Here is a 20,941-nt window from a genome sequence, read left to right on the forward strand (position 1 = left end):
ACGCGATGGAAGCGGAGGGGGGAACGAGATGGGCAGGACCGATCGGCGTGCGGTGTTGCAGGGCATGGGTTCGCTCGCCGCACTCGGACTTGGCGGGTCCGCCGGGTGGGCGCGGGACAGGGCGCGGCAGACCGGGCGAAAGCTAGGCTACGCGGTGGTCGGGCTCGGCTATTACGCAACGCAGCAAATCATGCCGCAATTCAGGAATTGCGAGTTCGCCAAGCTGACTGCCCTGGTAAGCGGAACGCCCGAGAAGCTTGCGCGCTACGGCGCGGAATATGACATTCCCCGCACCCACCGGTACGACTACCAGAGCTACGACCGGATGAGCGCGAACCCCGACATCGACATCGTCTATGTCGTCCTGCCGAACGCGATGCATGCCGAATACACGGTGCGCGCGGCGCAGGCCGGCAAGCATGTCCTGTGCGAAAAACCGATGGCGACCAGCTCGGCCGAATGTCGGATGATGATCGCGGCATGCCGCGAAGCCGGGAAGAAGCTCATGATCGGATATCGCAGCCGGTTCGAGCCGTACAACCGGCTGGCCATCGATCTCGCCCGTTCGGGTCATGTCGGGCCTTCGCGGGTGATCACTGCGCAACACGGTTTTCCGATATCGCCCGACCAATGGCGGCTCGATCGCGACATGGCGGGCGGCGGATCGCTGATGGATATCGGTATCTACAGCCTCAATGCCGCACGCTACCTGACGGGGGAGGAGCCGACATATATCAGCGCGGTGGAATCGACGGATCGTTCCGACCCGCGATTCCGGGAGGTGGAAGACAGGATCGACTGGGAAATGCTCTTCCCCTCGGGCGTGCTCGCCAGCTGCGTATCATCCTACAGCAGTCCCCACAACGCCTACCGCGTGACGGGCACCCAGGGCTGGATCGACCTCGAACCGGCGACGCAGTATTCGGGACAGGCCATGCGCGTCAGCAAGGGCGGAACGATAGAGCCGCGCAGTCCGGTCGAGCCGGGGAAAAACCAGTTCGTCGGGCAGCTCGATCACCTAGCGGAGTGCGTCGTTACGGAGCGGGAGCCGATCGTCCCGGGGGAAGAGGGGCTGCGCGACCTGGTAGCGATCGAGGCGATCTACCGATCGGCGCGGGAGGGGCGCCGCGTGGCGGTAGCTGCCGTATGAACGCGCCGATCCATCGCCGTGCCTTCCTCGCCGCGGGCGCCCTGCTGGCGGCGAGCACCCGGTTTCCGGGGCTTGCCCGGGCCCGGACGGTTCCGCCGGCGGAAGACGCCGAGCGCATCGAGGCCCTTCTCGGGCAGATGACCCTGACCGAAAAGCTCGGTCAGATGACACAGCTTGCCGGCGGGCGTCAGAAGGCGCTCAATTCGCGTATCGACGCTTCCGCCCTTGCGCGCGTTCGCGAGGGGCGTGTCGGATCCTATCTCCACGTCGCGGGGGCCGAACCGCTGGCGCGGTTGCAACGGGTTGCGGTCGAGGAATCGCGGCTCGGGATACCGCTCCTGTTCGCGATGGACGTGGTTCATGGCTACCGCACGATCATGCCGGTGCCGCTCGCGCTTGCCGCCAGCTTCGATCCGGAAATCGCCGGCCGTGCCGCCCGCGTCGCGGCCACGGAGGCTTCGGTCAGCGGACTGCACTGGACCTTCGCACCGATGATCGACGTCGCGCGCGACGCCCGATGGGGCCGCGTCGTGGAGGGTGCGGGCGAAGACCCGTATCTCGGTTCCCGCATGGCCGAAGCGCAGGTAGGTGGCTTCCAGACCGGCGACCTTTCGAACGAAGACGCGGTGATGGCCTGCGCCAAGCATTTCGGCGCTTACGGGGCCGGGGCCGGGGGGCGCGACTACGACCGCGCCGATATTTCCGAAGCGACGTTGCACGAGGTCTATCTTCCGCCTTTCCGGGCGGCGGCAGAGGCGGGCGCGGGCAGCTTCATGACGGCGTTCAACGAACTCAACGGCGTGCCCACCACCGGCAATGCCGACCTCGTTCGCGCGCTGCTTCGCGACCGGTGGAACTACCAGGGTGTCGTGGTCAGCGACTGGAACGCGATCCTCGAACTGGTCGCGCATGGTGCCGCGAGCGACCCGGTGGAAGCCGCCGCGCTCGCGCTGCGCGCCGGTGTCGACATGGACATGACAAGCAATACCTACGCCGACCATCTGCAAGCGGCCATCGCGGCCGATCCGGCCTTGCTGCCGCTGGTCGACGAGGCGGTGACTCGCATCCTGCACGCCAAGGCGCGGCTGGGTCTGTTCGACGATCCATACCGCTTCGGTGACGCCGCGCGCGAGCGCACCGTACTGGGTTCGGCGCAGCATCGACTGGTGGCCCGCGAGGCGGCCCGGCGCTCGATCGTTCTGCTGCGAAATGACGGCGGCGTGCTACCCCTGCGGCGGGATGCGCGGATCGCGTTGATCGGAGCGCTCGCGGACGACGCGTCCTCGACCATCGGATCGTGGCGCGCGCGCGGGGAAATGGAGGATTCGGTCACTCTTCGCGCGGCGCTCGAACCGATGAACGTGACCTACGCGCCAGGCGTTTCACTGCGCGAAAACGACACGAGCGGCATCCCCGCCGCCGTCGCGGCGGCCGAGGACGCGGATGTCGTGCTGCTCGCGATCGGGGAGGATTTCGATTTCTCCGGCGAGGCGCGCAGCCGTTCCGACATCGGTCTGCCCGGTGCCCAGAGCCGACTGGTCGATGCGATCCGCGCGACCGGCAAGCCCATTGTCGCAATTCTCATGAACGGACGCCCGCTGGCGCTCGAGACGACACTGGAGGGGATTCCCGCGGTGCTCGAAACCTGGTTTCTGGGTAACGAAAGCGGCCCCGCCATCGCCGACATAGTGTTCGGGGCGGTATCTCCTGCCGGACGACTTCCGATGGGTATGCCGCGCGTTACCGGACAGGTTCCGCAATATTACGCGCATCCGCCGACGGGACGCCCGGCCAATCCCGACCTTTCGGTCGACAGCGCGCGCTACCGCGATGTCGGTATCGGGCCCCTGTTCCCGTTCGGACATGGACTGTCCTATTCGCACTTCACCTATTCGGCGCTGGAAATCGATGGGCATACCGGTGGCCGCTTCCCCCGTTGGACCGTTCGCGCGACCGTAGCGAACAGCGGAACGCGCGATGCCGAGGAGGTGATCCAGCTCTACATCCACGCCCCCGTCCGCGGGATGGCGCGGCCGGTAAAGGAATTGCGGGGCTTCGCGCGGCTCTCGATTCCCGCCGGCGAAGCGCGCCGGATAAGCTTCGCGCTCACGCCCGAACAGTTCGCCTACTGGCACGACGGGTGGCGAATTGCGCCCGGCGGGGTGGAGGTGATGGTCGGATCGTCGTCGGACGATATCCGGTTGCGCGGCCAACTCGACAATCCCGTGGACCGGGCGCTCGGCGCTGGCGAAATGGCCGGCGCTGCCCCGGCGACGTCCGTTTCCGTCGGATGATGTCCGAACCCTGGGCCAGCCTGTCTGTCGTGGCGGTCAGCATCGTCGTGCTTATTGCGATGGTTCTGCGCTGGAAGGTGCCGGCCTTCATCGCGCTGCTTGTCGTCGCGCTCGGCACCGGGATCGCTTTCGGCGCGCCGCCTGCCGACGTGATCGCGGCCGTGCGCAAGGGTACCGGTGAGGCGCTCGGGTTCGTGGCGGTGGTAATCGGGCTGGGCGCTATGCTGGGCGGATTGCTCGAGGCTAGCGGCGGGATCGGGGTGCTCGCCAACCGGCTGCTCGACGCCTTCGGAGAGCGTCGGGCGCCCTGGGCATTGGTGGTGATCGGCACGCTCGTCGGCATACCGTTGTTCTTTGACGTCGGGTTCATCGTGCTTGCTCCGCTGGTCGTCACCCTGTCGCTGCGAGCGAGGCGGCGCGTGATGTATTTCGCGCTCCCGCTACTCGCCGGGCTGCTGACGATGCATGCCCTGCTGCCGCCGCATCCCGGACCTGTCGCCGTGGCTGAACTGATCGGCACCGATTACGGCCTGCTCGCCCTCTATGGTCTTGCTTGCGGTATTCCCGCCGCTGTTATCGCCGGGCCGGTCTTTGCGGTCCTGGCGCACGGACAGAGCGGCTTCGGCGAGGGCGGTCCGCCGCCGCGCTTCGACGAGAACGCACCCGCAATCGCCGCGATCGGGTTCGTCCCGGCGCTAGGCGGAATGCTGATTCCGCTGTCGCTTATCCTGCTGGCGGCGCTGGCGGGGGGCGTACTTCCACAGGGGCCGTCACGCAGCTTCCTCGAATTCATCGGCCACCCCTTCACAGCGTTGATACTCGCTTGCGCTTTCGTAGGGCTGTGGTTGCGCCTGCGGCTCGATGCCCCGCTGCAGACCATTTCGGACGTGATGACCCGCGCACTGGCCCCGGCCGGGCTCATGGTGCTCGTCGTCGGTGCGGGTGCGGCCTACAAGGAAGTGCTGATCCAGTCCGGTGCCGGAGAGCAGATCACGGCCGCCGTATCGGCGTTTGCGCTGGCGGTGCCGGTGTTCGCCTTCCTGCTCGCGGCATTCGTCCGCGTTGCGCAGGGGTCGGCGACGGTCGCCATGGTTACCGCCGCCGGGCTCGCCGCGCCCCTGATCGCGCAGGCAGGCCTTTCCCCTGGCCAGGTCGCCCTCGTCACCGTGTCGATAGGCGCAGGCGCGTCTGTCGCCAGCCATGTCAACGACACCGGCTTCTGGCTCGTCAAACAATATCTCGGCCTTACCGAAACCCAGACGTTCCGCAGCTGGACGCTGAGCGCGACGATCGCGGGTTTCGTCATGTTCGCAATCGCCATGCTGCTCTGGAGTTTTACATGATCGGACGCCGTACTTTTCTCGGTTCGCTTGCACTCGCGCCCCTTGCCGGCTGTGTTCACCCCGGTTCAGCGCCGCGCTATCCGCGCGTGGGCGGCATCGAACGCCTCGATGCACGCCTCGACGCGATCGTGGATGCGGACGCGCCGGTGGAGCAGCTCGCCACCGGCTACACCTGGGCCGAAGGTCCGGTATGGGTGAGCGACGGCGGTTTCCTGCTGTTTACCGATCCGGGCAACAACGTCATCCATCGCTGGACGCCCGGCATCGGCGCGGCGCCCTTCCTCACCCCGTCGGGACTGGCCGGTCCGATCCCGGCGGGCGTTCGGGAGGCCGGCGCCAACGGTCTTCGCATCGACGATCGGGGGCGGTTGGTAATGGCCGACAGCGGCACGCGCACGATCGCGCGGATGGATCTAGCCACGCGCGAGAAAGTGGTGCTGGCCGCCACCTACGAAGGGCAGCGGTTCAACAGTCCGAACGACCTGACGCTTTCGCGCAGCGGGGCGATCTATTTCACCGATCCTCCCTATGGCTTTTCGCAAGCCGACGAATCCCCGCTGCGCGAGGTGCCGTTCAACGGCCTTTACCGGATCGCGCCCGGCGGCGATGTCGCGTTGCTCGACGGTAGCCACCGACGCCCGAACGGCGTCGCGCTGTCGCCGGACGAGCGCACGCTTTACCTCGCGCTGTCGGACGAGGAGCGACCCCAGGTTCTCGCCTACGATCTCGACGCGAACGGAATGCCGACCGGATCGCGCCTGTTCCTCGACATGCAGTCCGGACTTGCTGCCGGGCTGCCGGGTCTGCCCGACGGAGTGAAGGTCGATCGCACCGGAAATGTCTTTGCTACCGGACCGGGCGGGGTTCACGTGACGACGCCCCGCGGCGAGGTGCTCGGCATCATCGCGACCGGAAAGGCGGTCGCCAATTGCGCTTTTGGGGGTAGTGACGGACGCACGCTGTTCCTCACCTCGCACGACATGCTCGCGCGCGTGCGTTTGAAAGCGCGGGGATGAGGCGGGAAGGTGCGTCTGCTCCCGCCCTCTCATGCGAACGAGCTTTGCGACGCCCCTTTCCGGCAGGACGGCAGGCGTCGCAAGACTGCGTTGAAGCCCGCGCGAATGCTCCGGGTGATGGCCTGCGCCGTTCTCGCATGCCTGATCGCGATCCCGGCGGCGTCGCAATCCCCGGCCCCGCATTTCGAGCAGGGCCGCGCGCACACGGGTCTGATCGTGGATGGCAGACCCTACCTCGCCCTGGCCGTGCAGGCGAACAATTCGTCCAACTATCCTGCCATGCTCGATGCGGTCTGGCCGATGATGGAACGCCTGCACGCCAACACGTTGCTGATGCCCGTGGCGTGGGAACAGATCGAGCCGGCCGAGGGTGAGTTTGATCTCAGTTTCCTCGACACGCTGATCGAAGAGGCGCGGACACGTGACAAACGCCTCGTCCTGCTATGGTATGGCGCCTTCAAGAATACCGCACCTGGCTACGCGCCCGTCTGGGTCAAGCGGGACGGCGAAAGGTTTCCCCGCATGCGAACGGCGGACGGGACCGCTCACTACGCGCTTTCGCCGCACGGCGCGGCGACGCGGGAGGGCGATGCCCGGGCCTTTGCCGCCGTGATGCGCCGCCTCGCCAAGATAGATTCGCAGCATACCGTCATCATGGTGCAGGTCGAGAACGAGACGGGCAGCTACGGTCTGGCGCGCGATCACGCCCCTGGCCCCGACGGGCTGTTCGCCCGGCCGATCCCGGCGGAGCTGGCGCGGGGCATGGGTATCGCCCGCGCCCCGTGGGCGGAAGCTTTCGGCCCGCGGGCCGAACAGTTCTTCATGAGCTGGCACATGGCCCGCTACGTCGAGGCGGTCGCCAGCGCCGGTCTCGCAGAATGGGATTTGCCGGTGATGGTCAACGCCGCGCTCGGCGACGCGTTCACCGCCGAAGCTGGTGATGTCGGGCCGAGTGGCGGTCCGAACTGGAACGCGCTGCCGATCTGGAGGATCGCTGCCCCCTCGATCGACGCCTACGGTCCCGATATCTACACGCGCGATGCGGACGCGGTGATGGCATTTCTCGGAAGGTTCGGGGCGGACGGCGCGCCCCTCGTGGTGCCCGAGACGGGAAATGCAGCAGAGTATGCGCGCTTCTTCTGGCCTGCGCTGGGCCGCGGGACCGTGCTCTACAGCCCGTTCGGCATGGACCGGGCCAGCCCCCCCAACTACCCGTTGGGGGCGAAGGTACTCGACGAGGCCACGCTCGATTCGTTTGCTGCGCCGTATGCGCTGCTTGCCCCGGTCGCGCGCCACTGGGCGCGGTTGGCTATGGACCATGCCACCTGGGGTACGGCGCGCGGGAACGATGCCGCCGATCAGTCGCATTCGATGGGTCGTTGGCGCATCACCGCGCAATATGCCCGGTGGCCCTTCGGAGAGGATAACTGGACATGGATCGCGCGCGACCCGCACCCGCTCGCCGATGTACCGACCGGCGGTGCTGTGGCGATGCAGCTTGAACCAGATACGTTTTTGATCGCGGGCCGCAACGTCCGCCTGCGGATCGCGCTGACCGATCCGTCGGAGGGAGAGAAGGCGCAGTTGATCGAAGCGCAGGAGGGCACATTCGTCAAGGGCGAATCGGTCATGCGCCGGCGCTGGAACGGCGATCAGGTGGATTACGGGTTCAATTTCGGGCAGCAGCCTGTCTGGCTCCGCGTGCAAATGGGGACTTACCGATGAGATTGGCACTTGCCGCCACCGCCAGCCTTCTGGCGTTCACGACCCCGGTACTGGCTGGCGAGGTCCGGCAGGTCGATCACGGCATGATCGTGATGACCGATGCTGGCGATGAAGTGCGCGTGCTCGCCTTTGCCGACGGCAGCTTCCGGGTGACGGTCGCGCGCGACGTTGATGAGGCGGTGAACAGCCTCATGGTGATCGCGCAAGCCGATGGCACGCCCCGGTTCCGGGCGGACGAGGGGTGGGCCAAACTCTCCTCCGCGCAGGGCACGGCGATGGTCCAGCTGACCGACGGGCGGCTGGTGGTCTATGGGCAAGATGGCGAATTGCTGCTGGACGAGAATGCGTCGGCTCGCAGCATCGTACCGGTCGAACTGGAGGGGCAGGAATGGTTCGCCACCCGCGTCCAGTTCAATCGCGGCACGGACGAAGGGCTCTACGGGCTCGGCCAGCACCAGAACCGGCAGATGAACTACAACGGCGAGGATGTGGAGCTTGCCCAGCACAACATGGCGATCGCCGTGCCATATCTCGTTTCGACACGCGGCTACGGCCTGTTGTGGGACAACAACTCGATCACCCACGTGGGCGATCCACGGCCCTACGAGAAGCTGACACTGCCGCCCGTGGTGATGTCCGATCGGGGCTTCGCCGGCGTGCAGGGGGGCTGGGAAGCCGACTATTACCTCGGCGACGAACTGGTGCTCTCGCGCCGGGAAGCGGCCATCGATTACCAGTATCTCGAAGATCAGGCCCGCTGGCCGAATGCGGCGACGGCGGCGGTCGAGGCGGCGACCATGGGACAGAACACCGCCGGCAATTCGGTTGAACGCCAGCGCGTCGTGTGGACGGGCACCTTCACTCCCGAGGTAAGCGGCACGCACAAGTTCCGCCTCTATTCGAGCAGCTACGTGACCGTCCGCGCTGATGAGGAGGAGGTTCTGACGCGCTGGCGGCAGAACTGGAACCCCTGGTATCACAATTTCGAACTCGACCTGACGGCGGGCAAGCCTGTCGAACTGCAAGTCGACTGGGAGCCGAACCAGGGTTATATTGCCCTCGAACACGCCGATCCGTTGCCCGAAGCCGATCGCCATTCGGTCAGCTTCGCCAGCGAGGCGGGCAAGACCATCGACTATTACATCGTCCCCGCGCCGACGATGGACGCCGCCATTGCCGGCTACCGTCGCCTGACCGGCAGGGCACCGATGATGCCCGAATGGGCCTACGGCTTCTGGCAGTCGCGGCAACGCTACGAGACCCAGGCCGAACTCCTCGCTGTCCTTCGCGCCTATCGCGAAGCCGACATTCCGATCGACACCATCGTGCAGGACTGGTTCTACTGGCCAGAGGACAGGTGGGGCTGTCACTGCTTTGACGAGGACCGCTTTCCCGATCCCGCCGCGATGGTGCGGACTGTGCACGACGAGGACGCGCGGATCATGATTTCGGTCTGGCCGAAATTCTATCCCGCGACCGCGCATGGACAGGAACTTGCTGCGAGCGGCTATCTCTATCCGCGACCGCTCGAGGCGGGGCAGCTCGACTGGGTCGGTCCGGGCTATGCCAACACGTTCTACGATCCTTACACGCGTGATGCGCGTAGCATCTACTGGCGGCAGATCCGGGAAACCTTGCTGCCCCTTGGCTTCGATGCCTGGTGGATGGACGCGACCGAGCCCGACTGGCATTCCAACCTTTCGGTCGAGCAGCGCAAGTACCAGATGACCAGCCCCGCCACGGGCGTTCCGGGCGCGGCGATCTTCAATTCCTATCCCCTGCCACACGCCGAAGGTGTGGCCCGGGGCCTGCGCGAGGCGCAGCCGGACAGGCGGCCCTTCATCCTCACGCGCAGTGGTTTCGGCGGAGTACAGCGCGCCTCGGCCGCCCTGTGGTCGGGCGATGTCGCGGCGCGGTGGGACGATCTGCGCGACCAGATCAGCGCTGGCCTCAATCTCAGCGTAGCGGGCGTGCCCAACTGGACCCACGATATCGGCGGTTTCGCTGTGGAAGACCGTTACAGCCGGGAGGATCCCGACCATCTTCCCGAATGGCGCGAGCTTTATACCCGCTGGTTCCAGTTCGGCGCGTTCAGCCCGCTGTTTCGCAGTCACGGCGAATACCCGCAACGCGAAACGCCCATCATCGCGGCTGAAGATCCGGCGATGATGGAAAGCCTGACCTACTATCATCGCCTGCGCTATAGGCTGCTGCCATATATCTATACCGTCGCGGCGGGCACGTATTTCGATGACGGCACGATTATCAGACCGCTGGTGATGGATTTCGAAGCCGATCATGCGGTTTGGGATATCGACGACGAGTATCTTTTCGGCCCCGCTTTGCTCGTCGCCCCGGTCACAGAGTTCAGGGCGCGCGCGCGCGATGTCTACCTGCCGGCAGGGGCCGCGTGGATCGACGCGAACACGGGTGAGCGTCGGGCGGGCGGGCAGACGATCTCCGCCGCCGCCCCGCGCGAGCGGATGCCATTGTTCGTGCGCGCCGGATCCATCGTGCCAGCCGGTCCCCTCGTCCAGTCGACCGGTGAGGATACCGGAGGCAACCTGACCGTGCATGTCTTTGCAGGGAGCGATGCAAGCTTCACCCTGTACGAGGACGAGGGAACGGACATGGGTTATGAAGACGGGGAATTCTCGCGCATCCCGCTGATCTGGGACGAGGCCGCGCAAACGTTGCGGATCGGCGCACGCCGCGGCAGCTACCCCGGCATGCCTGCGCGGCGCCGTATTGGCGTGGTTGTCCATGACGGCGAAGGAAACGGGCCCGTCTTCGCCGCGAACGCGGTCCGGACGATCGTTTACGACGGAAGCGCGGTCGAGCTGCCGATCCGGTGAGACGTCCGCTCGCCGTATGGTCCGGAAGACCCTAGGATCGAAGCCATGCAAGCTGTGCTCGCCGTCTTGTCCGCCCCCCTGATCCTGTCGGCAGGAACGCAATCGGTCGCGCCGCCGGAGGGTGTTCCCGGGCCGGACATCGTCGTCGTCGGACGACCGCCGCGCTGCGAACCCTTGGTCAGCGATCCGCTGGACCAGGTGACGGCGCGGGCGCCGCGCGACCAGTGGTATTTCACCGTGCCCGATGGCGAGGGGGGGTATCGTTTCATCGAGGGGGGAACCGATCCCGACGCGCCACCTCCGCCCGGCGAGTTCACTTCGCCGGGCAGCTGGCGGCGTGCGGGCCGGGGAATGGGATCCTTCACCTTCCGGCAGCCGGACGACGGAACGCCACTGTGCATCGGCAAGAAGCGACATAGCCCGGCCGGCGAGGTGCAACTCCAACAGCAGCTTCCACCGGACGACTACCGCTGCAAATCCGTGCGCTTAACGATGTTCGCCGCCGCGCGCGACGCGAGGGCGTTGATCTGGCTGAACGGATACGGTCGACCCGAGATGATCGAGTTCGGCGGGGATCGGGAATGGACACCGATCAGCATAGAATGGAGTCCCGTTTCCTACAGAGCATCGTGGCTCGGGTTCGGCGTGATTTTGCGGAGCGGCGATGTCTGGATGTACGATGCCGAACTGACCGTCATCGATGCCGACGAGCTTTCGGATGACCAATTGCGGAACGAAGCGCAGTGCCGCGAAGATTGGGAACGCCGCCGGCAGCGCGAAATCTGGCAGCCGGGCGTCGTCGCCGCGGACGACAGGAACAACGGAACCTAGCCGGTGGACGTTGCATCGAAAGCCGCCGCAGCATGGTTCGGGCCTTTAATTCCCTGCCCTGGGATTTTCCCGGAATGAAGCGGCGAGATCTCCTCGCAGGCGCGGCGGCTCTTGCTGCCGGGGGGGCGCTTGCCGGGTGCCGGTCGCGGCTCGCCGGGACATTCCTTGCCGCTGATGCGCAGCCGGCCGACTACCCGACTTCGCAGGCGGTCGAATGGATGGGCCGCTATCTCGAACAGCGGACCGGCGGCCGTTTGTCGATCAAGCTGTATGCCGGTGCCCAACTGGGTTCGGAAACCGAAACGCTGGAGATTGCCGGTTTCGGCGGGCTCGACATTGTCCGGGTCAATCTCGCCCCGCTCAACTCGATCGCGCCGCTGACCATTGCCGCATCGCTGCCCTTCCTCTTCCGCTCGGCCGATCATCTTCACCGGGCGCTCGATGGCGAGGTGGGGGACGAAATTCTCGCCTCGATGAGGCCCCACGGCCTGATCGGCCTGGCTTTCTACGATTCGGGCGCGCGCAGCTTCTACAACACGCTGCGCCCGATCCGTACGCCAGCCGACATGCGGGCCATGAAGATCCGGGTGCCGGGGTCCGACCTCTATGTCGCGATGGTCAATGCACTGGGCGCGAACGCGGTGCCGATCGCCTATGGCGAGGTGTATCAGGGGCTCGCGCAGGGGGTCATCGACGGGGCGGAAAACAACTGGCCCAGTTTCGAGAGCGCGCGCCACTTCGAGGTTGCCCCCTATTACAGCCTGACCCGGCATCTGCTAACGCCGGAGATGCTGGCGATGAGCGTCACGGCCTGGGACAGGCTTACGGGCAGCGACCGGGCGCTGGTACGCGAGGCCGCGCAAGCTTCCGTGCCGGTCATGCGACAGTTGTGGAACGCGCGCGTCGAAAAGGCGCGCTCCACCGTGCTGGCGGCCGGCGTGGCAGTCAACGAGGTCGACATCGCTCCGTTCTCGGCCCTCATGCGACCTGTTTGGGATACCTTCGTCAGTACGCCGGAACAGGCCTCCCTCGTACGCCGCATCGTGGCGATGGGAGATGATGCATGACGGCTTGGCTTTCCCGGTGGCTGGTGCGTCTCGGCGCTATCGGTCTCGTCGCCATGACGGCCATCGTGGCGTGGCAGGTATTCGGGCGCTTCGTGCTGTCGGCCAGCCCTTCATGGACGGAACAGGCGGCGCTCATGCTGATGATCTGGTACGTGATGTTCGCCTCGGCCGCCGGCATACACGAGCGATTTCACATCCGCATTGCCCTGCTCGAGGAACTGCTCGGGGATCGCGCCGGACCGGTGCGGCGTATCGTGTCGCTGATTGTCGCCGCACTCGGTCTGGTCCTGGCGATCTACGGCGTGCAACTGTGCATCAGCGTTCGCGGCAACGTCATTCCCTCGCTGGGGCTGAGCCGCGCCGTCGCCTATTTCCCCCTGCCGGTTTCCGGGGCGTTGATGACGTGGTTCGCGCTTGAACAGACGCTCGGCAGGGAGAAGGACTGATGGAGCTGGCGGTCCTGTTCGGGGCTTTACTCCTTCTGCTGGCGCTGGGTGTACCGGTGGCGCTCTGCCTGTTCGGAGCTTCGCTCCTGTGCTTTCTCGCCATCGGCCTTCCCCCGGTCCTGGCCGTGCAACGCACCGCATCCGGCATCAACGTGTTCGCGCTGATGGCCATCCCCTTCTTCATCTTCGCCGGCGATCTGATGTACCGGGCCGGCATCGCCGAGCGGCTGGTGCGCGTGGCGGACGCCACTTTCGCGCGGGTCCGGGGCGGGCTGGGGCTGGTCGACGTCGGCGCATCGATGATGTTCGGCGCGGTTTCGGGATCAGCCATCGCCAGTGCATCGGCAATCGGATCGTCGATGGCCCCGCTGATGAGGGAAAAGGGCTATCCCGGCGAATACGCCATGAACGTGACGGTGACCGCCGCCATCGTCGGCCTGCTTATCCCGCCCTCTCACAACATGATCATCTACGCAGCGGCGTCGGGCATCGGTGTCTCCATCGGCGACCTGTTCGTGGCCGGCATCGTGCCGGGCGTGGTGACGGGGCTGATGCTGATGGGCACCGCATGGGTCGTCGCCAGAAAGCTCGGGCTGCCGCGCGGCACGTTCCCGGGTTGGAGGGCTTTCGCCAGTGCGGCCATCTATGCCGTGCCCGGGATCATGACCGCCGTCATCATCATGGGCGGCATCCTCAGCGGGATATTCACCGCGACAGAAAGTTCCGCCGTTGCCGTCGTCTACACGATCCTGGTTGGCGCTCTGGTCTATCGCACGCTTGGCTGGCGGGAGTTCTGGCAGGCGGCCGAACGGTCCGTCCGAACGGCAGCGATGGTGCTGTTCATCATCGCCGCAGCGACCTCGTTCGGCTACGCGCTCGCATTGCTGGAGGTGCCGGCCGAACTGGGCGAGCTCATCGGACGGATGACCGATGATCCGGTCCTCACGCTGCTGGTCATAAACATCATGCTGCTCGTGCTGGGCACCTTCATGGACATGGCCCCCCTGATCGTGATCACCACGCCGATCTTTCTGCCTGTAGCGATGGATGTGGGGGTCGATCCGGTCCATTTCGGCGTCGTGATGATGCTCAATCTCGGTATCGGCCTCATTACCCCTCCGGTGGGCGCGGTGCTGTTCGCGGGCGCGGCTATCGGCGGAGTGTCGGTCGGACGGATGATCCGCACGATCTGGCCGTTCTACCTGACGTTGCTCGTCGCGCTCATCCTCATCACCTATGTTCCGGCCCTGTCGCTCGGACTGGTTCACGCCTGGAACGGCTGAAACGGCTGCCTTCGGAAATTCCCGGACGCTCAACCTGCCGGGTATCGCGAGAGGAAATCACCATGGTCGGGAAGCTGTGATGTCGCGGAGCGGATGTTGCCCGACAGACCGGCAAGCGACTTCGCAAGCGTTTCCCTTTCCATCATGCGGGCAAAGGCATGGTGGGATGAAGGCACGATACCCTGACCGAGCATGACCTGAACCCAGGAATCGATCCGGAACAGTTCATCAGGTTCCTGCCAGGCGATCGCACCCTCCGCAAAGGCCTCGATGCGGGCGGTGAGCGTATCGGGAATTTCCATGTCGGCCGCTTCGCGCCAGAACGGTTCCTGGCGCCGGTTGAGATGATAATGCAATACGATGAAATCCCGGATATGCTCCATCTCGCGCCGACCGACAACGTTGAAGCGCGATTGTCCGGCGGCGGTCATCCCGTCGAACGGGAATAGCTGCAGCAGTCGGATCGCGGCGGTCATGATGAGATGGATACTCGTCGATTCGAGTGGCTCGACGAAGCCGCCGGTAAGACCGATCGCGATGCAGTTGCGTTCCCACATCGTGCGACGCATTCCGGTGCGAAACCGGATAAGCCTGGGTTCGGTCACGTACGCCCCGTCGGTCCGTTCGCGAAGCAGGGACTGCGCCTCGCACTCCGAAAGTCGTTCACTGGCGTAGACCAGGCCGTTGCCGACCCTGTTCTGCAACGGAATGCGCCATTGCCACCCGGCCCGGTGGGCGCGCGCTCTCGTGTAGGGAGGGGGAGGGCCGACGGGTTCGGTCTGCACGGCAAGCGCGCGGTCGCAGCCGAGCCAGTGCGTCCAGTCTGCGAAAGGAACCTCCAGCGTTTCCCCGATCAGGAGAGCGCGAAACCCGGTGCAATCGACGAACAGATCGCCTTCGATCGCCTCGCCGTCTTCCATCTCGAGGGCTGCTATATCGCCGGTTTCCCCGTCGCGGCGCACCCGGGCGATCCGCCCCTCGCGGCGCAGGACGCCGTTGGCTTCGGCGTGCTGGCGAAGGAAACCGCCATACGACGTCGCATCGAGATGGTAGGCGTAGTTGAGGCCCGACCCTGCTCCGCAGGCGAATTTGCCCGAAAGCGCGGCATGGTGTTCGAGGCAATAGGCGCCGTATTCCTCGGCCAGTTCGAGTTCGCGGGCGCGCAACCAGATATGATGAAAATCGGCCAGCCAGTTCGATCGACCCGAAGTGCCGAAGGAATGGAAATAGCTTTCCCCCTCGCGCAGCCAGTCCTGGAACTTGATGCCGAGCTTGAAGCTGGCATTCGTGGCTTGGACGAAAGTCTTTTCGTCGATCCCCAGCAATTCGTGAAACCGGCGCGCCGTCGGAATAGTGGACTCGCCCACTCCGACCGTACCGATCTGGTCGGATTCGACGACGGTGATCGTCAGCAACCGTCCGAGCGCCTTTACCAGCGCCGCGGCGACCGTCCACCCGGCCGTTCCGCCTCCGGCGACGACGACTCTGCTGATCCGCGGCCCGCTGTCTCCCGCCTCGCTCACCGGTTCATCCGATGCAGGATCCGCGCCCGCAACCGGCGCGCCGCCATCTCGTCCAGGGGGCCGAGCAAGCCGCGCGCTTCCGGAGGCAGGTGTTCTGCGGCCCGCCGGGCATCGCCGAAGACGTAATAGTCGAACACCGCCTGCCAGGCGCGCTTCTCGGTTTCTGGCCGGTCGCGCAGGCTGAGTATGGCGTGAAGCACGGTGGTTTCGGGCGTATCGACGAAGGTGGGCACCGGGTTCCACCAGTAGTTCATCATCACGTTGAACGGATCGAGAGCCTCCACCCGGTGCCACCACAGGGCCGGATAGAACAGCACGTCGCCCGGTTTCAGTTCGGCCACCTGCGATACGGCCAGCGCCTCGCGAAAACCGGGATGGGCGGCATGATCGGGTTCGTCGAAATCCACCATGCTGACGACCTGGCCTGCGGGGGTCAGGTCGAGCGGTCCCGGATAGAGATTGGCGATCTGGTCGGGGGGAAACAGAGTGAAGCGCCGCCGCCCGACGGTGCAGCACGCCAGATTGTTGGAGGTATCGTAATGCGCCGGCACGACCGTACGGTTTCCGATCCAGATGCTCTTGATCGGCTCCCGGTGGCGAAAGTCCGGATGCTCGAGGTCGAGACCGTTCTCCGTGGCAAGCCCGGGAACGAAGCGCTCGATATCGGCCGATCCAACGTAAAGCGCCTCGCCATCGCCCGTTTCCAGCATGTCGGCCAGCGTCTGCCCCAGATCGCCTCGAGAGGTCGTGAAGTTCAAGGCTGTGCCGCCGGCGGCGTAATGCAACCGTCCCCCGCTCTCGGACGGGATGTGGAACACCGTGACCGGAGCATCGGATGCGTATCGCTGGAGATAATGCGCCGCTTCCCTCGCGCCGGCCCGGCCGGCCCGGGTCAATGGCCAGTCTGCCGCCACTTCGGCGAGCACTACCGGCCGCTGGGCTTCGATCAGCTCGCCAAACGGTATGGCGGCGGGGTCGATCCCCTCCATCCGCGCCACCGGTGTTCCCTCCGACGTCACGCAGAGACTCCGGCGGCAAGATCGGCAAGCCGCTGCATGGTGCCGAGAGAGGCAGCGGCCATAAAGGCGGATTGCAGGAAACCCGCGCGGTTCAGTGCGCCCAGATCACTGTCGCTGAGCGAGGCGAGCCGTTTGGCGTCGATGATCTGCACATCGGGAACGGCGTAGGTCGCATCTTCGGACACCCGGGCCTCGAGGTTGACGCGGTTGAGCAAGCCGGCGGCGTGGAATGCTTCAATCATGGGATCGAACAGATCGTTGCCGACATAGATGACGCGCAGCGCTTCCAGCGCGCGTTCGAGCGCCGGAGCATTGCCGCCCTGCGCCAGAAACAGCGGATCACCCCGCTCGCTCGAGGCTTGCGAGTGCGCCGGATCGACGAGGATGACCGGATCGTCCGAGGGCGACTCCCCTTGCGCGATGGCGAGCGGACCGCGTTGCAGCACGGCGGGGATGTAGTGGCCCTCCGCCCAGCCGCCGTCCTCCGTCACGAACAGGTTCTGGCCAGCTGCCAGACCCAGCAGCGCGACCGGCCGAAGGGGGCCATCGGCGCTTTCACGAAAAACGATCGGATAGTGGCGCTGTACGCTCTGAAATTCGTTGGGGAACACCAGAACCTGACTGAGCATGTCGCCGCCGCCTCGTCCCCATCGCATGTGGAGACGAAGATCGTGATGATCGACATTGTTCAGCAGTTCGGCAGACAAGGCGGTCTTTTTCCGGTGATTGCGATGCGTACGGGCAAGGTTCTGACCTATCCGGAAGCCTGTCTCAATTGCAAATCGGGCCGCCGCAGCCGTGCGGCGGCCCGATCCATCAGGCCAAGGGAGGTTTGGCCTAAAAGCGGAACCGTACTCCGCCCAGGATACGCGGCTTGAGTTCCTGCGCGAACCAGATCTGCTTCTCGTCGCGCCCGTAGGATCGCACCGGTTCGCTGAGGATGTTGATGGCATCCAGCGAAAGCGAGACGTTGTCGGTCAGGTCGTAGGTGAGGCTGGCGTCGAGCGTTCCGAACGGTTCGAAGAACACCGGACTGCGCCCGGCACCCCGGTTGACCGCGGCGAGGAACTTGTCGCGCCAGTTGTAGGATACGCGTGCCGACAGCGGCCCCTGTTCGTAGATTCCGGTGACGTTGAAGCTGTCGGCCAGCCCGACCAGGGCATAGACGTTGGTCCCCGGATCGGAGAGGATGTCGACATTAACGTCGCCATAGACCTTGGTAAACGATCCCGAAACGCCGAAGCCCGTCGTTCCGAAGAAGTACTGGCCCTGCAACTCGAAGCCGTGAATGTTGCCTTCCCGGTTGTTGATCGGTGTCTGTACCTGGAAGTCGAACAGCGGGTCGGCGCCGTTGGCGATGACATCGCGATCCGCCAGAACGGTATCGACGAACGCCTGGTCGAGCTGACCGTTGGCGTTGAGGTTGGCCTGGAACTCGGCCGAGGCCGCCGCCAGGTCGCCTTCGTACTTGTCGATCAAGGCGGTGAGGGTAAACAGGCTCACATCGCTCAGTTCCACGCCGAGACGGTCGATTTCCGCCAGCGCGTCGCCGGACCGTGTTCCGGCCTGACCGGAGCTCGGATCGCGCAGGCCGAACAGGTTCAGGTCTTCCTGCCCGACGCCGACGAAGTTCTTGACCTTCTTGTAGAAGAAGGCTGCCGACACGTAGCTCGTCGGAGCGAAGTACCATTCCAGCGAGGCATCGAAATTGTCCGCGACCAGCGGCAGCAGGTTCGGGTTGCCCTGGTTGCCACCCGGCACACCGCCGAGTGCCGTCGGGCGATTGGGGGCGCCGGCGGCTTGCGAAGCGAACAGGTTTCCGTAGTCGGCCCGGGCGATCGTCTTGCTGTAGGATATGCGCGCGACCAGGTCATCGGCCGGCTCTATCCGGAAATCGATCGAGGGTAGCAGGTTGCTGTATTCGCCGTCTCGGGTGATCTCGGTAACGGTGTCGCCGATCACGATGCTGAAATCGTTGTCGGAATCCCATTCGATCCGGTCGGGCTGCGCGACCCGGGAATAGGCTTCGACGTTGGTGTTCTCGAAGCGGATGCCCGCAACAAGGCCGGCCGGACGACCCATGAAGTCACCATCCCAGGTAAGCTGGGCGTAGAGTGCGAAAATCCGCTCGCTGACCTCGTCGTAATCGTTTCCGGTCACATTGATGGGGTTGCCCCGATCCTCGTAATAGGGCGCGAAGATGTTGTAGAGATCCACTGCGTTGCCGCGGAAGGCCGTCTGCGCGTTGGTCACGTTGTAGTGATCGAACTGGCATTCGAGGCAGAATTCCTCGACCAGGTCGCCCGCCAGTTGCTGTACGTCGCCGACATTGCCGATGCCCCAGTCGCCCAGCGTCTGCTGGGTCTGGATACGGGCGCTGGTCATGTTGGAATCGATGTAGCTCATGCCGATGTCGAAGCGGCTGTTCCCGGCGAACTCCCAGCCGAGATTGCCGCTGACCTGATCGACGCGCTGGCGCTGGCTGGCGGCGTTGGTGCGCTGCACCTGCGTACCCAGATCGCCGAGGTCGAGAACACCGTTGTTGTTTCCGCGGTCGTCCGCGGTTCCGAGGATGCCATCGGTGCCGGCACCACTATCGTCGAAGACCCACATCTGCTGCGGGACTTCGCCCGAATAATCCACCGAATGCGCGTCCACCACCGGGGCTCCGATCGAAACCAGCGTCGAGCTGGCTCCGTTCGATGCGTCCGGGCGGGACTTCGAGATCGAGTGGTTGCCATCGAGCGAGACGATGAAGTTCGGTGCCGCTTCCCACTCGGCGTTCAGGCCGTAGGAATACAGGTCCGTCTTGGTGGCACGGTACTGCTGTTCGAAACCGATGTCCTTGGTGCCGTATCCCGCACCTTCGCTGATGAAGACGGCGGTCGGAACGGTATCGGAATTGTCGAAGGTGATGGTATCGAAGGGGCGGTTGAACCAGTTGCCTTGGTCGCTGCGCGCCTCGCTGACCGCATTGCTCGCGAACAGGGCGTCCGCCGTGAAGGTCAGCGTCTCGAGCGGCTGGTACTGGGCAGAACCCGACAGGTTGATCCGCTCGCGCTCATATTCCGAATAGTGATAGCGGCTGTCGTTGAGAACCGCCACGAGCGCGTCCGGATCGCTGGGGGCGCCATTGACCTCGGTCGTGCTTCCCCGGCCCGGGAAGGCGGAGAACGGCGCGATATTCCAGTCGTTGGAGGTCGCGCTGGCAGCCGTGCTGTTGCGCTTCTGGTAGGCACCGAACAGCGAAACGCCGAACATGTCCTCCGGATCGGTCCAGGTTACGATGCCCGAAAATTCCGGATCGATCCGGAAATCCTCGTTGCTGAGGTCGTATAGCCCCTTGGCCGCGACACTGCCGCGAAGGCCGTAACCCGCGGCGTCGAGCGGGCGCTGGGTGACGATGTTGATCGTCGCGCCGATGCCGCCGGACGGAACGAAGGCGCGGCCGGTCTTGTAGACTTCAAGGCGCTGCACGCCTTCGGAGGCGAGGTTGTTGAAGTCGAACGAACGGCTCGTCGCCCGATTGAAATCGACCGATTGGTCGCCGCCCGCCGCGTTGACGAAGGAAGTGGCAAGCTGCCGTCCGTTGACGGTCACGAGGTTGAACTGCGGACCGAAGCCGCGCACGGTGACTTGCGAGCCTTCGCCGTTGACGCGGTTGATGGACACGCCCGGAATGCGCTGCAGCGATTCTGCCAGGTTGGTATCAGGAAACTTGCCGATGTCCTCGGCCGAGATCGCATCGACGACGCCGCTCGATTCGCGCTTGATGTCCATGGCCCGCTCGAGGCTGGCTCGGATACCGGTAACGATGATCGCGTTGCCCTCATCGTCCGGATCGGCGTTCTCGGGAATGGGTTCGCGATCCTGCTGGGCGCTTTCGTCCTGCGCATGCGCCGGAGCGGCAATCCAAGCGAGCGAAAGCAGCGACGCACCCGCCAGCAGACGTGCAGGTCTAAAAGCGGCGTTAAGCGAAAATCGGCGAATGGATTGGTCCACGGCCATCAGTCCTTCTCCCTATCCTCCGGCTGCCTTTGCGACATACCGTTCCGCACTCCGTAATTATAATGCTTATGGTAGCGCTAACACAGCCTATTATACCAATTGTCGCCGTCGTCAAGACGTGTCCTTGTTCCGTTGTCGGAATGCAGTAGTATTTCCGCAAAAGAACGACGAGTTGCGCCAGCCCCGCGACGAAATGCATTACAAGAACGGTCCCACGGTTCGAATGGTCAGAGAGCGCCGAAATCCTTGCTTAGCATATGTATAAGCGCGCGCTCGGTAATAGTATGATCATCGACCGGAAAGAGACATCGGCCGTGCTGCACCATCGGGGCGGAGGGTTTCTCTGGAAGTTCGGATGTGGACCGAATCGTGCCTTTCGGT

At 64.9% G+C, this 20,941-nt stretch carries 14 protein-coding genes; 10 read left to right on the forward strand and 4 right to left on the reverse strand.

The window, feature by feature from the left end; translation table 11 throughout:
* Nucleotides 1-28: 28 nt before the first annotated feature.
* Genes EG799_RS11410 through EG799_RS11455 form a run of 10 tightly spaced genes read left to right on the forward strand, consistent with a single transcriptional unit; the run spans nucleotide 29 to nucleotide 14,010 of the window.
* On the forward strand, nucleotides 29-1,150 hold the full coding sequence (locus EG799_RS11410; protein ID WP_123881298.1) for a Gfo/Idh/MocA family protein: 1,122 nt from the start codon (nucleotides 29-31) through the stop codon (nucleotides 1,148-1,150).
* Complete coding sequence (locus tag EG799_RS11415) at nucleotides 1,147-3,444, forward strand: glycoside hydrolase family 3 N-terminal domain-containing protein (protein ID WP_234029137.1); 2,298 nt, start codon at nucleotides 1,147-1,149, stop codon at nucleotides 3,442-3,444. The genes EG799_RS11410 and EG799_RS11415 overlap by 4 nt, the downstream gene beginning before the upstream one ends.
* On the forward strand, nucleotides 3,444-4,787 hold the full coding sequence (locus tag EG799_RS11420) for a GntT/GntP/DsdX family permease (protein WP_123881301.1): 1,344 nt from the start codon (nucleotides 3,444-3,446) through the stop codon (nucleotides 4,785-4,787). Before EG799_RS11415 ends, EG799_RS11420 begins: the two co-directional genes overlap by 1 nt.
* Nucleotides 4,784-5,803: an SMP-30/gluconolactonase/LRE family protein gene (locus EG799_RS11425; RefSeq protein WP_123881303.1), complete on the forward strand. Its 1,020-nt coding sequence runs from the start codon at nucleotides 4,784-4,786 to the stop codon at nucleotides 5,801-5,803. Before EG799_RS11420 ends, EG799_RS11425 begins: the two co-directional genes overlap by 4 nt.
* A gap of 9 nt (nucleotides 5,804-5,812) precedes the next feature.
* Entirely contained in the window at nucleotides 5,813-7,528 is a 1,716-nt protein-coding gene (locus EG799_RS11430; protein WP_123881305.1) for a DUF5597 domain-containing protein, read from the forward strand.
* Nucleotides 7,525-10,383, forward strand: coding sequence for a TIM-barrel domain-containing protein (locus tag EG799_RS11435; RefSeq protein ID WP_123881307.1), 2,859 nt, complete (start codon nucleotides 7,525-7,527; stop codon nucleotides 10,381-10,383). The genes EG799_RS11430 and EG799_RS11435 overlap by 4 nt, the downstream gene beginning before the upstream one ends.
* A gap of 45 nt (nucleotides 10,384-10,428) precedes the next feature.
* The gene (locus EG799_RS11440; RefSeq protein ID WP_123881309.1) at nucleotides 10,429-11,214 is read left to right on the forward strand and encodes a hypothetical protein; all 786 of its coding nucleotides are present in this window, start codon (nucleotides 10,429-10,431) and stop codon (nucleotides 11,212-11,214) included.
* 32 nt (nucleotides 11,215-11,246) lie between these two features.
* Nucleotides 11,247-12,281 (forward strand): TRAP transporter substrate-binding protein, encoded by a 1,035-nt coding sequence (locus EG799_RS11445; protein WP_234029138.1) that lies wholly within the window; start codon nucleotides 11,247-11,249, stop codon nucleotides 12,279-12,281.
* Nucleotides 12,278-12,727, forward strand: a complete 450-nt coding sequence (locus EG799_RS11450; RefSeq protein ID WP_123881311.1) for a TRAP transporter small permease — start codon at nucleotides 12,278-12,280, stop codon at nucleotides 12,725-12,727. The genes EG799_RS11445 and EG799_RS11450 overlap by 4 nt, the downstream gene beginning before the upstream one ends.
* Entirely contained in the window at nucleotides 12,727-14,010 is a 1,284-nt protein-coding gene (locus EG799_RS11455; RefSeq protein ID WP_123881313.1) for a TRAP transporter large permease, read from the forward strand. Before EG799_RS11450 ends, EG799_RS11455 begins: the two co-directional genes overlap by 1 nt.
* A 29-nt stretch (nucleotides 14,011-14,039) precedes the next feature.
* On the opposite strand, the gene EG799_RS11460 is transcribed toward EG799_RS11455, so the two are convergent.
* The 4 genes from EG799_RS11460 to EG799_RS11475 all read right to left on the reverse strand — a co-directional run bounded on the left by EG799_RS11460 (nucleotide 14,040) and on the right by EG799_RS11475 (nucleotide 20,560).
* Complete coding sequence (locus tag EG799_RS11460; RefSeq protein ID WP_123881315.1) at nucleotides 14,040-15,533, reverse strand: tryptophan halogenase family protein; 1,494 nt, start codon at nucleotides 15,531-15,533, stop codon at nucleotides 14,040-14,042.
* Nucleotides 15,530-16,552, reverse strand: a complete 1,023-nt coding sequence (locus EG799_RS11465; protein ID WP_234029139.1) for a cupin-like domain-containing protein — start codon at nucleotides 16,550-16,552, stop codon at nucleotides 15,530-15,532. Before EG799_RS11465 ends, EG799_RS11460 begins: the two co-directional genes overlap by 4 nt.
* Entirely contained in the window at nucleotides 16,549-17,259 is a 711-nt protein-coding gene (locus tag EG799_RS11470) for a SapC family protein (RefSeq protein ID WP_158611069.1), read from the reverse strand. The genes EG799_RS11465 and EG799_RS11470 overlap by 4 nt, the downstream gene beginning before the upstream one ends.
* Nucleotides 17,260-17,389: 130 nt before the next feature.
* The gene (locus EG799_RS11475; RefSeq protein ID WP_123881319.1) at nucleotides 17,390-20,560 is read right to left on the reverse strand and encodes a TonB-dependent receptor; all 3,171 of its coding nucleotides are present in this window, start codon (nucleotides 20,558-20,560) and stop codon (nucleotides 17,390-17,392) included.
* Between the last annotated feature and the right edge of the window lie 381 nt (nucleotides 20,561-20,941).

This window comes from Aurantiacibacter spongiae (assembly GCF_003815535.1).
GTDB classification, from domain to species: Bacteria; Pseudomonadota; Alphaproteobacteria; order Sphingomonadales; family Sphingomonadaceae; genus Alteraurantiacibacter; species Alteraurantiacibacter spongiae.

Bases quoted from the DNA above. Each gene is read 5' to 3' on its own strand.
- EG799_RS11435 (WP_123881307.1), top strand. From the start codon at position 7,525: ATGAGATTGGCACTTGCCGCCACCGCCAGCCTTCTGGCGTTCACGACC.
- EG799_RS11440 (WP_123881309.1), top strand. From the start codon at position 10,429: ATGCAAGCTGTGCTCGCCGTCTTGTCCGCCCCCCTGATCCTGTCGGCA.
- EG799_RS11475 (WP_123881319.1), bottom strand. From the start codon at position 20,560: ATGGCCGTGGACCAATCCATTCGCCGATTTTCGCTTAACGCCGCTTTT.
- EG799_RS11415 (WP_234029137.1), top strand. From the start codon at position 1,147: ATGAACGCGCCGATCCATCGCCGTGCCTTCCTCGCCGCGGGCGCCCTG.
- EG799_RS11410 (WP_123881298.1), top strand. From the start codon at position 29: ATGGGCAGGACCGATCGGCGTGCGGTGTTGCAGGGCATGGGTTCGCTC.
- EG799_RS11425 (WP_123881303.1), top strand. From the start codon at position 4,784: ATGATCGGACGCCGTACTTTTCTCGGTTCGCTTGCACTCGCGCCCCTT.
- EG799_RS11420 (WP_123881301.1), top strand. From the start codon at position 3,444: ATGTCCGAACCCTGGGCCAGCCTGTCTGTCGTGGCGGTCAGCATCGTC.
- EG799_RS11450 (WP_123881311.1), top strand. From the start codon at position 12,278: ATGACGGCTTGGCTTTCCCGGTGGCTGGTGCGTCTCGGCGCTATCGGT.
- EG799_RS11445 (WP_234029138.1), top strand. From the start codon at position 11,247: ATGGTTCGGGCCTTTAATTCCCTGCCCTGGGATTTTCCCGGAATGAAG.
- EG799_RS11455 (WP_123881313.1), top strand. From the start codon at position 12,727: ATGGAGCTGGCGGTCCTGTTCGGGGCTTTACTCCTTCTGCTGGCGCTG.